Origin of the sequence: Fluviicola chungangensis (genome assembly GCF_007558725.1) — a bacterium.
GTDB classification, from domain to species: domain Bacteria; phylum Bacteroidota; class Bacteroidia; order Flavobacteriales_D; family Crocinitomicaceae; genus Fluviicola; species Fluviicola chungangensis.
Window position 1 is genome coordinate 570,041 of sequence record NZ_VLPL01000001.1, and the last position, 14,689, is coordinate 584,729.

The window sequence follows — 14,689 nt, forward strand, 5'->3', positions numbered from 1 at the left end:
GGTTTTTTATGCATATGTCAACATTTCCTGTACTTTTGTTCTCTTCAAAATAAAGAAAAAGAAATGCCAAAAATTGCCCAAAAAGCCATTGACATGCCAGCATCGCCGATTCGTAAATTGGTACCTTATGCTGAAAAAGCCAAAAAAGCCGGTAAAACTGTTTACCATTTGAATATCGGTCAGCCGGATATCGAAACACCCCAGGTAGCTTTAGACGCTATTCGCAATTTTGATCACAAAGTCATTGAATACAGCCATTCAGCAGGATTTGAATCTTACAGAACCAAATTGGCTGAAACATATCGAAAAGGCGGTCTTCCCGTAAACACGGAGGATATCCTTATTACAACGGGTGGATCTGAAGCGTTGATTTTCGGGTTCATGACAACGTGTAACCCGGGAGATGAAATCATTATTCCGGAACCTTTTTATGCAAACTACAATGGCTTTGCGGTAACCGCAGGGTTAACCGTTGTTCCGGTTACTTCAAGTATCGAAACAGGATTTGCTTTACCTCCGGTTTCCGAAATCGAAGCAAAAATCACTTCCAAAACAAAAGCAATTGTTATTTGCAACCCCGGAAATCCTACCGGTTATTTGTACAGCAAAGAAGAATTGGAACAACTGCGCGATATCGTTCAGAAACACGACTTGTTTTTATTTGCTGACGAGGTTTACCGAGAATTCTGTTACGACGGTGCGCAACCTTTTTCTGTTTTGAATTTGGAGGGAATCGAAAACAATGTGATTATGATCGATTCGGTTTCCAAACGTTACTCTATGTGCGGGGCGCGTATCGGAGCATTGGTTTCCAAAAACAAGGAAGTGATGACTGCAGCACTGAAGTTCGGTCAAGCCCGGCTTTCCCCTCCTACTGTTGACCAGGTTGCTTCGGAAGCAGCTTTGAATACGCCTCAGTCTTATTTCGATGATGTTGTTTCCGAGTATGTACAACGCAGAAACATCATGGTTGACGGATTGAACAGTATTCCGGGAGTTTTCTGCCCGAAACCCAGCGGAGCATTTTACTGCGTGGCTAAATTCCCTGTTGATAATGCAGAAAAGTTCTGTCAGTGGTTACTGGAAGAATTTGAATACGAAGGTCAAACCGTGATGATGGCACCGGCAAACGGATTCTACTCTACACCTGGTGCAGGGTTGCAGGAAGCACGTATTGCTTATGTGTTAAACCAGGATTCGTTGAAGAAAGCAGTTGTTTGTTTGGAAAAAGCGTTGGAAATTTATCCAGGAACGATCAGATAAATGGAACTACTCATAATCCTCTTTTTAATAATCCTGAACGGGGTTTTCTCCATGGCTGAGATCGCTACGGTTTCTGCCCGAAAATCCAAATTGGATGTAGCCGCAAAAAGAGGCGACAAAAGTGCTAAGCTGGTTCTTGAAACCATGAATTCACCCAACAAATTCCTTTCGACGGTACAAATTGGTATCACCCTGATCGGAATTTTAACGGGTATTTTCTCCGGAGAAAAAATGACTTCGGATATCCAGGGATTTTTCCAGGGTTTTGCGGCATTGAAACCCTATGCTCATTTTTTGGCTGTAACCTCCGTAGTAGTCATCATTACTTTTTTCTCCCTTGTTTTAGGAGAATTGGTTCCTAAACGCATCGGTCTGACCAATCCGGAGGCAATTGCAAAAACGATGGCCAGACCGATGCTGATTATCTCTAAAATCACGGCACCGTTTGTTTGGTTGCTAACGGTTACTTCCGATCTTTTACTCAAAGTACTTCGCATCAAACAGTCTTCGGAAGGAAAAGTAACGGAAGAGGAAATCAAAGCAATCATCCAGGAAGGTACGGAAGGTGGCGAAGTGCAGGAAATCGAACAAGATATCGTGGAACGTGTTTTCCACCTCGGTGACCGGAACATCAGCTCCTTGATGACGCATCGAAACGACGTGATCTTTATTGACATTAATGACACGAAGGATGAAGTCCGCGAACAGGTAGAAAAGGAAATGCACTCGGTTTACCCCGTTTTTGATGACGAACGGGAACACGTATTGGGAGTTGTGCTGTTGAAGGATTTGTTTCGAACGATCAATCACGCTGATTTCAGCTTGAAGGACCTGATGCTGAAACCACAATTCCTCTTGGAGAACATCTCGGCTTATGAAGCCTTGGTTCATTTTAAGGATACAAAAACACATTACGGGATCATCACCGACGAATTCGGTCAGGTTCAGGGAATTGTCACCTTGAACGATTTATTGCAGGCGCTTGTAGGCGATTTCAATGATTTCTATTCAGAGGAATTTGAATTCATTCAGCGCGAGGACGGATCGTGGTTAATTGACGGTCAGTACCCGATCGCTGAATTCTTCCGCCAGTTCGGTCTGGAAGACAATTCTTCCGATTTAAATTTCACCACCATCGGAGGATTGGTTTTGAATGAATCGAGGAGTGTTCCCTCTACGGGTCAGAAATTCCATTGGCTGAATTTTGAGATTGAAGTGGTTGATATGGATGGTGCGCGGATTGATAAACTGATTATTCGGGAGATTCCGATTGAGGATTAAAGCGATTAGCAAGTTTACTAACTCACTTACAACCCCATTCTAAACTGTTCATAATCAACATTTTAATATAAAACAATTAGCATGTTAGCTAACTTACTTACAACCCGATTTAAACTATTCATAATCAATGTTTTAACTTAAAATAATTAGCATGTTAGTTAACTTACTTACAGACTAGCGGTTAATGATAAAATTCTTCCGTTACTTTTCATAAATCCTGCATTTCATTAACGTGTAAAGGGAAATATACACCAAACAATGTTGTAGGAATACGACAGAGCTCCCGGCGGCAACCGGGGGCTTTTTATTTTGAACCAATTCAATTCCCGGTTGTATTCCCTTCCAAACAACAACAATATGTATCAAGTTCTTACAGCTATTTTTGCCGGATCTGCACTCCTGACAACTGCCCAAACACCCTTAATTTTCCATAAGAGCCATGCAGGAACAGCAATCAATTACGTTGTTAATCCAATGAGTAATTTCGGAGCAATTAAAACAGATTTTGACCGCCCAGCACCGGAATTAAAATCATACCCTGCAAAACATTTCAGGTCTATGAATGATTCTGCGATTATCCTGGAAGTAACAGATTTCAACCAAAAAATCATCGAAACCGATACACTATCAAACAAACAGCGGTATTCCGAAACGGTATTCCGTGCCAGGTATTTGGACTCCATTCAAAAAGAAGAGCAAATGCAACACTACCAGGAGGAGTTGAAGCAAGCGGAAGAATCACAAATGCAGCTTGAACTAAAGCAAAAGCAGCTGGATACCCCCAAAAAAAAGAAAGAAAAGAAATCCTACTTGCTTTTTCTGTTTGGAATTACCGGAGGCGGAATGCTAATCCTGAAAGTATTCGGTCAATCAAAGCCTTCAATTTCTTAAGTTATGAAAACAATATTCACTCTTTGCATTTGTTTGGCGGCTTCGTTATCCCAGTCACAAACCTCCATTATTGCTCACAAAAGCCATTCGGGGACAGCTATAGACTTTTTTGTTGATCCAAACTCCAATTTTGGAGAGCCTGGTCCTAGATTGATCCAAATTGTACGTTTGAATGACTCAACCTATATTGAAGTTTACTCTGAATTTTCAGGAATGATCTATCACGACACTATTCGTAAAAACAGAAAAATCAGTACTTACAATGAAGATATTGACTCTATTTATCAACAGGAATATTATAAACACATCGAATATATCAATCTTAAGCATACAGCAGATACCGGACGTGTCAAAGCTCCAAGTATGCAATTACAACAGCTGATCAAAGACACCGAATTAAGCCCGCAAGAATCAGATTACAAACCTGTTCAAGAGCCCAATCCCAAAAAGAAAAAGAAGTCTTATCTCCTGTTCCTTTTCGGAATAACAGGCGGCGGACTATTGATACTCCGAATCCTTAAGCAGGCATTTTCTCCTCAAATTGCTTCATGAAAGAACACCTGAAACTGAATTTTATCGGAATAACCCTTTGGTGGATTCTTCTGCTTCCATTCGATTATTCTCTCTTTGACCGGATCTTCAAGACGATACAAAAACCTTTCACTGGTTTACTAAAAACCCTTGATGAAGCGTTGATCTTCGAAACAGACACTTACGGAACCTATATACTGATTTCTTTGAGTATCCTGTTTGGAGCCCTTTTTTCCCCGGTAATCAGTCAGGCTTGTGCGAAGTTGAAGTGGAATCCCACTCAGGTGCTTAAAACATCCCTTGCCGCAATCCTGTTTTTCTTCCTGTTTAAATACGGATGGGATAAAATCACAAAGAGCCAGTTTTACCTACCCGAACCAAATACCGCTTACACTCCTTTCGGGAAATTGTCCAAAGACATCGCCTATTGGTCGCTGGTTGGAAGCTCCTATTCCTACACGGTCACTTTAGGCATCATTGAAGTATTCACTGCACTGCTCCTTCTGTTCAAGCGCACTCAATTCCTCGCCTCCCTGCTGGCGATCGCAGTATTCACACAAGTGGTCCTGGTGAATTTCTCCTTTGATATTTCCGTCAAGCTGTTATCCTGTTCCCTGCTTTTATTCAGCATCGTCTACAGCTCCTGTTTTGCTGAGAACTGGAAAAGTATTTTCGGATTTCAAACAAATCCCATCTTTCCCGTTCATTCCAAAGGACACCTGATGCTCCGATTCTGCTTTGCTTTTTTGGTTATTGCCGAATGCATCTTTCCTACCATTTCCAGCAGGAACTTCAATGATGACCGGTTCCCGCGTTTGGCACACCATGGTGCATATCGCGTATACGGAAGCAGCCAAATCAAGCACCTCTTCGTTCACCGTCAGCACTACCTGATCCTGCAATCTCATCAGGACGAATTCAAGGATTATAATATGGAAATTCAATCGCACGACCGGTATGTTTCAAATGACGGTACCATAACTTGCAACTGGCAGGAGAACCTGGTAAATATTTCCGGGGATACGTTCCGGATAACAAAAATTCCATACAGAAAACTACCACTTTTGCAGGAAAGTTTTCACACATTTTCGGATGAATTTCATTGAGAATTCAACAAGTAAAAGTTTTATAAGGATAAAGTTTTCATGGTAGCATTTTTTCCTTACTTTTGTCTTGTTTAAAATTAATCTAAATAATGAAGCTCATTTTAGCCGACAGTAATGAAATCATACGTATTGGATTGCGTACACTGTTGTCTACAGAGCGAAACATCCAGATTGTGGGGGAAGCTCGGAATAACGAAGAACTCATTGCCCTGAACAAAGCATTTGATGCGAACATTATTTTGGTTGATTATACATCAAAAGGGTTCTCCATTGATGTAATTCCCCAAATTCTTCAAAAAAAACCGGATCTGAGCGTGGTAGCAATTACGCCGGAGCAATCCGCTCAGACATTGGTCAATGCCTTGCGTTCAGGAGTAAAAAGCTACATCAAAAAAGATTGTGACAGTTCAGAGATCATCGATTCTATCCGGGAGACATGGAGAGGAAATAAATTCTTTTGCGGACAAATCCTGGAAACGATTCGTGACGCCTCCATTGATGTGAATGATATCGATTTTGATTCGTTCAGCTGCGAACCCATCACCCTGAGTGAGCGTGAAACCGAAATCATTACCATGATCGCTGAAGGATTAACGAATGTAATGATTGCAGATTCTCTGTGCCTGAGTAATCACACGATCAATACACACCGTAAGAACATCATGGCGAAACTTGGGGTAAAGAATACGGCCGGAATCGTTATCTATGCTGTAAAAACAAACCTGGTGTCCCCAAACAAATTCTTGTTTGCAGCGGATCCTAATTCCTAGGAAATTTTTTTCTTTCATTTTTTGAACCTAATTTTAATCTGATTGTACTACAGATAAAAATTGCTTTATGCACCGATACATATTTCTTGTTTTGTTCATTCTTACAGCTGCTTATAGCAGTGCACAAAACAATGTATATCAAAACAATTCCAATAAAAACGAACCCCTTCAACAGGATACCACAAGAGTTCCAGCACCGCAACTGGAGGAAATCCAGGTTGCAACAAAGAAAAGCAAAGCTTACCGAACAGTTTCCAATCCAAAATTTGCGGAAGAGTCTGCCGATAAGGATTCCAATGCAAGCATTCAACAATTAAAAAGCGCGAAGTATCAATTCGAAAGCAATTATGCCGATTCGAAACATCAATTAACCCGGAGAAGTGCCAGTGCGGAAGAAATTCTGAATATGAAGCAAAGTGCACAGATCTATGCGAACATGCTGCCCGGAAGCTTTGAAAAACACTTTTACACCTATCTGTTAAGCAAATACGATCCGAAACAATTCCCCGAATTGCTGCAAGCCGCTAAATTGGAACCGACCAAAACGGAAGTTCAGCAAGAACTGGCAGCATACGGAGTAGCCGTGAATGACCAGGAACTGGCAGACAGTGTCGCGCTTCAAATGATCGCTCAAAACAAGATTAGTGCAGGTTTGTTGAGTTATGCCACTGATATGGTGAATTCAGTTCCGAGTAACGGAACACTTCTTTTACATGGGTATACCGAATTAATTCCTGTAAACTATGAAAAAAACACGCTGGGAAGAGCTGATCTTCAGCTGATCTCAGTGGATTTGATGCAAAGCCCGGAATATCAGGCAAGTTTGAGTTCTCGCGGATATATCCTCCCGAATTCAACGTATGTTGACACCACCTTCGTGCAAAATTTCTGCGCACTCAATGTTTCAAAAAACCTGTATCTTTCCATGTCTTTCCCGAAGGAGTATTTCCAGGGAATGAGTTCGGCCCTGAATCCGGTTGGTCTGACCTTTGCATATGATCAATCAGCTTCTTTGGATTACAATGCCTGGAACATTTCCCTGGTCGAAACAAAATGGAAAAAATACGAACTGGGTATTGGGAAGGATCAGCAATCGGATGCTCTCTCGGCAAATTACCTGCCTGCACTCCTGAGCGTTTCGAGATTATATGAAGAATACAATAAAACAGAAGACGTTAAGGAAATCAACCACATCATCATGAGCGTAGCCACGAGGGCTCACAAAACCGGTCAACTTTCAAAAATTAAGCGCTGATGCGAATGATTAAAAAGGAATACGACCAGATGACCGATGAACAATTGGTTATTGCGATGGCAGGAGGTGATCAGCGAGCTTTTGACAAACTTTATGGCCGTTATTCATCTGCCCTGCTCTCGTATTTCATACGCATGCTGTGGCGTGACCGCGAAAAATCAGAAGACTTTGTACACGATTTTTTTACCAAGTTGATTCACCGGCCCGAGCTGTTTGATACTACCCGTTCCTTTAAAACGTGGATGTATTCGGTAGCAAACAACATGTGCAAAAACGAATATAAAAAACAAGAAATCAGAAAAAACACAACGAACGGATTAGACCACACGTATGCTGTTAGTGATGTAAATAAAAATACCGAGAACCAAGTACATCATGCGCTTTTTAAGGAAGCTTATAATTATCAGGTCACGCAACTGGAAGATAAACATCGGGAAGTATTTGAAATGCGCCATTTCGATGGATTATCGATTAAAGAGATAGCCGAAGCTTTGGAGATTAGTGAGGGCACGATCAAATCGCGTTTATTCTATGCTACCAAATACCTGGCACAAGGATTAAAAGAATACCAACCGGAACATACAAAATTACCATGAATACATTTGATGAAATCATACAAACAAAAGCGTACAGTGAATTAAGCTCCAACGAACTGGAAATCATTCAGGAATTGGTTTCTTCAGAAGAAGAATACAATGAAATGAAATCCTTTTACGCGGAGATTGATCAGTTGGCTATTTCAAACAGAGAGGAAGTTTCTGCTTCCGTGAAAACAAGCCTGAACACTGTTTTCCAGGCCAAACATCCCGGAATCAGTCAAAACTGGAATGCACCTGCCGAAGTAACTGAAAAGAAAATCGTCCCCTTATACAATCGTACGATATTTCGTGTAGCGGCTGTTCTGTTGTTATCTGCTAGCGCGACAACCCTTTGGTTCTCACTTCCTGAAGAACAATTGGAAAAAAGCCATGCAGCCAAAATAACGGCAAGCACAGATTCTGTTTCTCCTGAAACAGTCAATATTGAGCAAAAGAAGAAATTCCCGCTTAATGAAGAGACCAAAAAAGAATTTACTGCAGCATCTGCCGTTCCGGAAGATAAAAATGTATCCCAAGATGTTTCCATTTACAGTAATGGGACAACTTCAGCAAGCTATACATTGAGCGACAAAGCTTCTGCTCCACCAGTTGTTGCAGGCGCACCATATAAAGTAAACCGTCCAGATGGAAGCAGGGTCACTTCTTCAAGTGGCCGAGCCGATGATCAAAGCAAATCGACTGGAGCGGAAAAAGCAGATGGAAAAAAAGATCTGAACATTCTAACTAAAGCAGGCTTGGATGCCGATTTAAATCCGGGAGGTTTTTATGCCTCATCCGCAAAAGATTATAAGCCAAGTATTCAAACCAGTGATTATTTAATGCTGATAGAACCGAGCTTTTAGTGAATTATTAAGGGGTTTGAATTTTGCAATTTGAATTGTTTAAACTCGCTGGTTCTGCAGTTCTGTCAAAGCGATCTTTAATTCCCCCAAACGGTTCATTTTTCCCTTTTGGCGAATATTCATTGCCGTAATGGTATAAAATTGATGCGTCTCTCCTAAAAACTGAATCTGCATCCGGATCCAATCTTCTTCCGACAATTCCATTCCAAAAGCGATCATTTCGTCTTTTAGTTTAGATGCAACTACATAATAATCCGCTCTTCCCAAATAGTCATGATCCGCATCGCACAGAATTTCCTGGAGCAGTCCCACCGGTTCAATATCCAGGGAAGTGGCCAGGATCATTTCACGGATTTGATAAATTTGATCCTGGTTGAATCCGTATTTCGGAAGCATTTGTTCCATAAGCCTTACAGCATGTAATTCATTCTTGTGATAGGTAAAAATGAACCCGGTATCATGAAATAACGCTGCAGTTCTCAACAATAGCATTTCATCGTCATGCAAGCCTTCCAGTTTTCCCAGTCGAATCGCTGCCTTTTCCACATTTAAGGTATGTCCCAAATCGTGATAAACAACTTCATCCGGAAGCATGGATTTCAATTTATTCAGGATATCACTTCGCATATGTTCGAAATCTACCGTAGCAATTTCACATAAGATTCGTAATTCAACGGAAGGGACTTTCCCATTGGCATACAGGCTAAATTCCTGTTTCAAAGATTCCAGTTCAAATGTTTCCATCGTTCCGCCACGTTTTTTGATCGGAACGTTCCCCAGGTCTTTGGTGTCAAAATACGCGTGACATTCATCATAAATCGCCTGGGTAATCGTAATCTGATCGATTCCCGAAAACTGCTGTGCTCTTGCGGCAATATTAACCGTGTCGCCCCATACGTCGAACGAATATCTTTTGGATCCGATGATCCCTGCAACTAATGGTCCGGCATGAACACCGATCCGGATTTCCCAATAATCCTTTTTCATAGCTTTCGCCAGTTCCTTTTCGTTGCGGATAAAATTGCGCATTTCCAGCGCAGCCATGCAGGCTCTCAATATCGGTTGGGCATTGTCTTCATTTACCCCCGCAATTGCCATGTAAGCATCCCCAATCGTTTTAATTTTCTCAAGCTTATACCGCTCAACGATCTCATCAAATGCCGTAAAATAATATTCCAGGCGCTTAACGAGTTTGATCGGTTTGATGGATTTGGATTTCATAGAGAAGTCCACAAAATCGGTAAACAGGACCACTCCCTTGTCGACCCTTTTCGGAGAGAATTTACCGAACTGGTTTAAATCGTCGAGCACATTTTCAGGAAGAATATTTCCCAATAGCTGGGCAATGCGCTGATCTTTATAATACAAGGATTTGTATACATCCAGTTTTGCCTGGATCAATAAAGGATTGAACGGTTTGGTAATAAAATCCACTGCACCCGAATTAAACCCTTTCAACAGCTTGGATCCCGTTCGTGTATTTTCAGTGATAATAATTGAATAATGCGTATTGGAAGCATGGACGTGCAACAATTCCTTGAAATCTTCCATCGATGAAAAATGCGGACTGTCTACATTGATTAAAATAATCCCTACTTCTCTTCTTTTCAGAATATCGTGTGCCTCATCAATGGAATCACAAAATAACAGGATATTCCCACCTCCGCCAAGAATTTCTTTTAAGGCCAGCTGGTCCGAATCCTTTTCATCAATAATCAAAATGTTAATCAGTCGCTCCATAAACATCTACAAACTAAAAATGAAGATAATAATTAATTCCAATCCGTGATGAAGGAAATAACTTTACAAGAACTGATAAAAAAAGAATCAATTATTTAACTTATCAAAAACATTCTTTTAATAAAAAAAATAATAGAGAAAGTGAGTTGTAGAAAAAAAACGAGTATATTCGTTACCAAAATATTTTATTTAAAACTATTACGGTATGAATAAATCATTACTTAAAGAAAAATTGAAGTCTTATTCAGCTTTGGCTTCTGCGGTATTTGGAACTGCAGCTGCAGCTGATGCACAAATCGTTTATACAGACGTTAACCCGGATGTAACATTGAATGTAATCAACGATTCATTAAACGCTTACGAAGTTGATTTCGACAGTGATGGAAATGCTGATATGATTGTTGGTTCTTATGGATTCGTTCACCCGACAGCAGGTCAAATTAACTTGTCAATGAACCTTATCCAGCCGAACGATGTTGCTGCATTAATGGGTTATGATGATGCAGGATATCCATACACAGCTGCATTAGCTTCAGGAGTGCTTGTTGATCCGGCTGCAACAAACTGGTATGATACAACTGCTTTCGGTGGGTCACAAGCTTCAAACGCAGTAGATATTGCTACAATCGGTGCTTACGGACAATTCAATACAGGAGCAGATCTTTATATCGGAGCTCGTTTCGTATTGACTACAGGTACTCACTATGGATGGGTTCGCATCCAGGTTCCTACAGATGTTAGTTCAACAATGATCAAGGATTACGCTTACCGTGTGACTCCTGATATGGGACTTACTACAGGTGAAACAGGATTGGGAATTGCTGAAATGCCTGCGGATGTTTGGTTCACTTCCGTAAACGGTAAAAATGTTACTATTACTTCTAAGCAACAAGGTAACCTAACTGTGATTGATATGACAGGAAAAACAGTTGCTACAGGAAAAATGGAAAACGGTTCTGCTGTTATGGACCTTAGCCATGCTACTTCCGGAATGTACATCGTTCAGTTTGAGGACAATGGCGTAATGGGAACAAAAAAAGTGATTCTTAACTAAGAATTAATTTATATTTGAACCTCCATTAGTTGTAAAACTTTTGGAGGTTTTTTATTTTAAGAACAGTGGACTCCAAATCAAATAAAACAACAGACGAAACGATTGACATCTATAAAATGACCATTTCGGAAAATGGATCATTAGGCTTGCTGGCATTAGGTTCTTTAGGATTAAGAGCTTGGCGGGCAGCTAAAGCCGAAGCAAAAAAGTCTCAATCAAAAAAGAAAAAATAAGATGTCAGGTACCAAGAATCAAAAAAAAGTTCTCCTTTTGGGATGGGATGCTGCCGATTGGAAATTTATTAATCCATTATTAGACCAAGGAGAAATGCCGGCTCTGGCAACACTTGTTGAAAAGGGAGTAATGGGGAATATTCAGACATTGGACCCTCCATTATCTCCTATTTTATGGACTTCCATCGCGACTGGCAAATACGGTGACGAACACGGGATCTTATCTTTTCAGGAACCTCATCCGACAACCGGTGAACGCAGGCCCATTTCATCCCATTCCCGTAACTGTAGAGCAATTTGGAATATCCTGCACCATGAGGGCTTGAAAACACATGTGTGTGGTTGGTGGCCAAGCTATCCATGTGAACCGATCAATGGGATTATGGTATCAAATCATTTTACGGATTTCACAAAAGAGGATAACGAAAGTAATTGGGCGTTAAATGAAATCCATGTGAACCCAAAATCCGAGCTGGAAAATTTAAAAGACCTTAGGATTCATCCTTCTGAATTAACCTGGGCTCATTTAGGACCTTTTTTACCCAAAGCAACACAGGAACAGCTGGACAATCCCAAATATGAGAATTTATTAAAACAAATTCCGTTATTACTCGCACGTTGCAGCTCCTTTCATAATGTTGCTACAGAGATCTTAGAAAAAAAAGAATGGAACTTTTTAGGTTTGTACCTGGATGCCATTGACCGCGCCTCCCACGAATTCATGAAATACCATCCTCCCAGACAAGCCCATGTCGCTGAAGACGAATATGAACTCTTCAGCGAAGTAATGAAAGGATTTTACAGGTATCATGATATGATGCTGGATAGATTGCTTCATTTAGTTGATGAGGATACATATATTATTCTTTTATCCGATCATGGATTCTATTCAGACCACAGACGTCTTCTGCAACTTCCGAAAGATTCTATGGCTCCGGCATATGAACATTCACCTTTTGGTATTGTTTGTTTATCCGGTCCGGGAATAAAAAAAGACGAGCAAATCTATGGCTCCGGGTTACTGGATATCACACCGACGATCCTGCATTTATTCGGACTTCCGGTGGCTCGGGATATGTCTGGGAAAGTATTGGTCCAGGCATTTGAGAAACCGCAGGAAATCAAATACATTGATAGTTACGAAACTGATCGTGAAGGAGACTGGGGAGAATTGGACCCGAATGACAAAGACGATGTCTGGGCTGCCCAGGAATCACTGGAACAGCTCATCGCCTTAGGATACGTTGAACCGCTTGGTGAAAATGCAGACTTACAAAAGAGACAAATGCAGTTTGAGTTCAAATACCATTCTGCGCGCATCAAATACTCCAAGGGAGCTCTTCAGGAAGCAATTGTGTTATTTAACGAATTATTGGAATTGACTCCAAGAAACGGGAAGATTCTTATTCGTTTGCTGAACACCTATGTTTCCCTGAAAGAAATAGAAGGAGCAAAATCGATTCTTAAAAGAATGCGCGAAATTTTTGGTTACAAAAACACCCCTTATATCAATATACTGGAAAGCAAGATTCACATGCTGGACCTGAATCCAAAAAAGGCGCTTGAATTATTGAATAGTTTGAACGATAGCGAAATGGAAACCCCTGAAGCTTATGTTCTCCAGGGAAAAACATATTTGATGCTGAGAGAATGGAAAAAGGCCAATAAAAGTTTTAACAAAGCGGTACAGCTCAACAACGAAGATGCTGACGCTTACCATGGTCTTTGCCTTACCTATCTTAGGATGAAATCTTATCAAAAAGCTATAGAAAGCGGTATTTCTGCTATCGGGATCAAGTTCTGGTTCCCTGTTGCTCATTATCATTTAGGAGAGGCCTTACTTGCTGCCAAGGAATATGAACACGCTGCCAACGCGTTTGAAATGGCACTTCAACAGGAACCGGGATACAGCATTGCCCGCAAACACCTGGTACAGATTTATACCAATTATTTGAATAAACCTGAACTTGCCAAGAGACATCAGGAAATATTAAACAAAAACATGAAACCGAAAATAACCATTGTTTCAGGATTGCCCCGTTCGGGTACATCCATGATGATGCAGATGCTGAAAGCAGGGGGAGCAGATATTCTTACCGACAACATCCGTCAGAGTGATGAAAACAACCCGAAAGGATACCTGGAATACGAACCTGTTAAAAGCCTTCTGAAAGACAATTCCTGGTTAAAGGACCAAAATGGCAAAACAATCAAAGTGATTATGCAATTACTCGGAAACCTGGATTTGAACTGTGACTATAAAATTATTTTCATGGAAAGAGACCTGGATGAAGTCATGCAGTCACAGCAAAAGATGTTGGGTAAACCGGTTGATACTTACAATGCAAAGCTTAAAACTACTTTCGAACAGCAAAAGGAGAAAAACAGGGCATGGTTGGAAGCTCAACCACACATGGATGTATTATTTGTGAATTACTCTGATGTAATTGAAAATCCATCAGCAGAGGCTGAACGGGTCAATATATTTCTTGAAAACAAGCTGGATGTAGCTCAAATGGTAGCATCCGTTGATTCCGAACTATACAGAAACAGAAAAGATAAAGCAATCAGTTAGTTATTTGCTTTTGACTGAATAAATTGAGCTAAACGCTGCGTGGATTCATGCAGCGTTTCTTTATTTGTTTCAATGGTTAAATGACATACCTGCGGAACTTCAAACGGATCGTTTACCCCGGTTAAATTGTAAATTTTATCCTGGTGCCCATCCGGGAGCATCGCTTTGTGATACAATCCCTTCGTATCCCTTTGCGTAAGCGTTTCCAAATCACACTGAACGTAAACCGTATACATCTCCGAATACTTTTCAAGCAATTCGTTGCGAATGGCATCATAAGGATTAATGGCACAAATAATGGCCACAATTCCCTGCTGACTAAACTTGTTCGCTACAAATGCCAGTCTTCTGATATTGTCGTTCCGGTCCTCTTTTGTATAACCCAATTCTTTGAATACATTTTGCCTGTAATCGTCCGCATCCAGTACTTCGACTTTAATTCCTTTTTCCTGCAATACTTTTTTTGTAGAAATTGAAAGTGAAGTCTTTCCGGCACCAGACATTCCTGTTAATTGAATTATCATAAATACGTAAGGTTTATCGCAAATT

Annotated in this window: 13 protein-coding genes; 11 read left to right on the forward strand and 2 right to left on the reverse strand. The window is 40.7% G+C overall.

Annotated elements, in window-relative coordinates; translation table 11 throughout:
- The first annotated feature begins 63 nt into the window (after window positions 1–63).
- The 9 genes from FO442_RS02795 (at window position 64) to FO442_RS02835 (ending at window position 8,538) form a co-directional block, all read left to right on the forward strand.
- The gene (locus FO442_RS02795) at window positions 64–1,263 is read left to right on the forward strand and encodes a pyridoxal phosphate-dependent aminotransferase (RefSeq protein WP_144331613.1); all 1,200 of its coding nucleotides are present in this window, start codon (window positions 64–66) and stop codon (window positions 1,261–1,263) included.
- Window positions 1,264–2,544, forward strand: a complete 1,281-nt coding sequence (locus FO442_RS02800) for a hemolysin family protein (protein ID WP_144331614.1) — start codon at window positions 1,264–1,266, stop codon at window positions 2,542–2,544. It abuts the gene before it with no gap.
- A 357-nt stretch (window positions 2,545–2,901) separates the two neighbouring features.
- The gene (locus tag FO442_RS02805) at window positions 2,902–3,435 is read left to right on the forward strand and encodes a hypothetical protein (RefSeq protein WP_144331615.1); all 534 of its coding nucleotides are present in this window, start codon (window positions 2,902–2,904) and stop codon (window positions 3,433–3,435) included.
- Between the two features lie 3 nt (window positions 3,436–3,438).
- Entirely contained in the window at window positions 3,439–3,987 is a 549-nt protein-coding gene (locus FO442_RS02810; RefSeq protein WP_144331616.1) for a hypothetical protein, read from the forward strand.
- A complete protein-coding gene (locus tag FO442_RS02815) occupies window positions 3,984–5,072 on the forward strand; it encodes a hypothetical protein (protein WP_144331617.1) in 1,089 nt (362 codons plus the stop codon). Before FO442_RS02810 ends, FO442_RS02815 begins: the two co-directional genes overlap by 4 nt.
- Window positions 5,073–5,161: 89 nt before the next feature.
- A complete protein-coding gene (locus tag FO442_RS02820; protein WP_144331618.1) occupies window positions 5,162–5,842 on the forward strand; it encodes a LuxR C-terminal-related transcriptional regulator in 681 nt (226 codons plus the stop codon).
- Window positions 5,843–5,909: 67 nt separating this feature from the next.
- Window positions 5,910–7,097: a hypothetical protein gene (locus tag FO442_RS02825; RefSeq protein ID WP_144331619.1), complete on the forward strand. Its 1,188-nt coding sequence runs from the start codon at window positions 5,910–5,912 to the stop codon at window positions 7,095–7,097.
- A gap of 5 nt (window positions 7,098–7,102) precedes the next feature.
- A complete protein-coding gene (locus FO442_RS02830; protein ID WP_186279851.1) occupies window positions 7,103–7,693 on the forward strand; it encodes an RNA polymerase sigma factor in 591 nt (196 codons plus the stop codon).
- Window positions 7,690–8,538 carry a hypothetical protein gene (locus FO442_RS02835; RefSeq protein ID WP_144331621.1) on the forward strand — a complete coding sequence of 283 codons (849 nt, stop codon included), beginning with the start codon at window positions 7,690–7,692 and terminating at the stop codon, window positions 8,536–8,538. The genes FO442_RS02830 and FO442_RS02835 overlap by 4 nt, the downstream gene beginning before the upstream one ends.
- Window positions 8,539–8,577: 39 nt before the next feature.
- Here the strand turns inward: FO442_RS02835 and FO442_RS02840 are convergent, their stop codons facing one another.
- Complete coding sequence (locus tag FO442_RS02840; RefSeq protein ID WP_186279853.1) at window positions 8,578–10,278, reverse strand: adenylate/guanylate cyclase domain-containing protein; 1,701 nt, start codon at window positions 10,276–10,278, stop codon at window positions 8,578–8,580.
- Between the two features lie 205 nt (window positions 10,279–10,483).
- Between FO442_RS02840 and FO442_RS02845 the strand changes: the two genes are divergently transcribed.
- Together FO442_RS02845 and FO442_RS02850 are read left to right on the forward strand one after the other, a co-directional pair.
- The gene (locus FO442_RS02845; RefSeq protein ID WP_144331623.1) at window positions 10,484–11,332 is read left to right on the forward strand and encodes a T9SS type A sorting domain-containing protein; all 849 of its coding nucleotides are present in this window, start codon (window positions 10,484–10,486) and stop codon (window positions 11,330–11,332) included.
- Between the two features lie 234 nt (window positions 11,333–11,566).
- Window positions 11,567–14,140, forward strand: coding sequence for an alkaline phosphatase family protein (locus FO442_RS02850; protein ID WP_144331624.1), 2,574 nt, complete (start codon window positions 11,567–11,569; stop codon window positions 14,138–14,140).
- Here the strand turns inward: FO442_RS02850 and cysC are convergent.
- Window positions 14,137–14,664 (reverse strand): adenylyl-sulfate kinase, encoded by a 528-nt coding sequence (gene cysC / locus FO442_RS02855; protein WP_144331625.1) that lies wholly within the window; start codon window positions 14,662–14,664, stop codon window positions 14,137–14,139. The two genes, FO442_RS02850 and cysC, sit on opposite strands and share 4 nt — an antisense overlap.
- Window positions 14,665–14,689: the final 25 nt, after the last annotated feature.

Excerpts from the sequence above, each read along its gene's own strand:
- FO442_RS02830 (WP_186279851.1), top strand. The coding sequence starts at position 7,103 with ATGATTAAAAAGGAATACGACCAGATGACCGATGAACAATTGGTTATT.
- FO442_RS02795 (WP_144331613.1), top strand. The coding sequence starts at position 64 with ATGCCAAAAATTGCCCAAAAAGCCATTGACATGCCAGCATCGCCGATT.
- FO442_RS02810 (WP_144331616.1), top strand. The coding sequence starts at position 3,439 with ATGAAAACAATATTCACTCTTTGCATTTGTTTGGCGGCTTCGTTATCC.
- FO442_RS02835 (WP_144331621.1), top strand. The coding sequence starts at position 7,690 with ATGAATACATTTGATGAAATCATACAAACAAAAGCGTACAGTGAATTA.
- FO442_RS02845 (WP_144331623.1), top strand. The coding sequence starts at position 10,484 with ATGAATAAATCATTACTTAAAGAAAAATTGAAGTCTTATTCAGCTTTG.
- cysC (WP_144331625.1), bottom strand. The coding sequence starts at position 14,664 with ATGATAATTCAATTAACAGGAATGTCTGGTGCCGGAAAGACTTCACTT.
- FO442_RS02850 (WP_144331624.1), top strand. The coding sequence starts at position 11,567 with ATGTCAGGTACCAAGAATCAAAAAAAAGTTCTCCTTTTGGGATGGGAT.
- FO442_RS02800 (WP_144331614.1), top strand. The coding sequence starts at position 1,264 with ATGGAACTACTCATAATCCTCTTTTTAATAATCCTGAACGGGGTTTTC.
- FO442_RS02805 (WP_144331615.1), top strand. The coding sequence starts at position 2,902 with ATGTATCAAGTTCTTACAGCTATTTTTGCCGGATCTGCACTCCTGACA.
- FO442_RS02815 (WP_144331617.1), top strand. The coding sequence starts at position 3,984 with ATGAAAGAACACCTGAAACTGAATTTTATCGGAATAACCCTTTGGTGG.
- FO442_RS02825 (WP_144331619.1), top strand. The coding sequence starts at position 5,910 with ATGCACCGATACATATTTCTTGTTTTGTTCATTCTTACAGCTGCTTAT.
- FO442_RS02820 (WP_144331618.1), top strand. The coding sequence starts at position 5,162 with ATGAAGCTCATTTTAGCCGACAGTAATGAAATCATACGTATTGGATTG.
- FO442_RS02840 (WP_186279853.1), bottom strand. The coding sequence starts at position 10,278 with ATGGAGCGACTGATTAACATTTTGATTATTGATGAAAAGGATTCGGAC.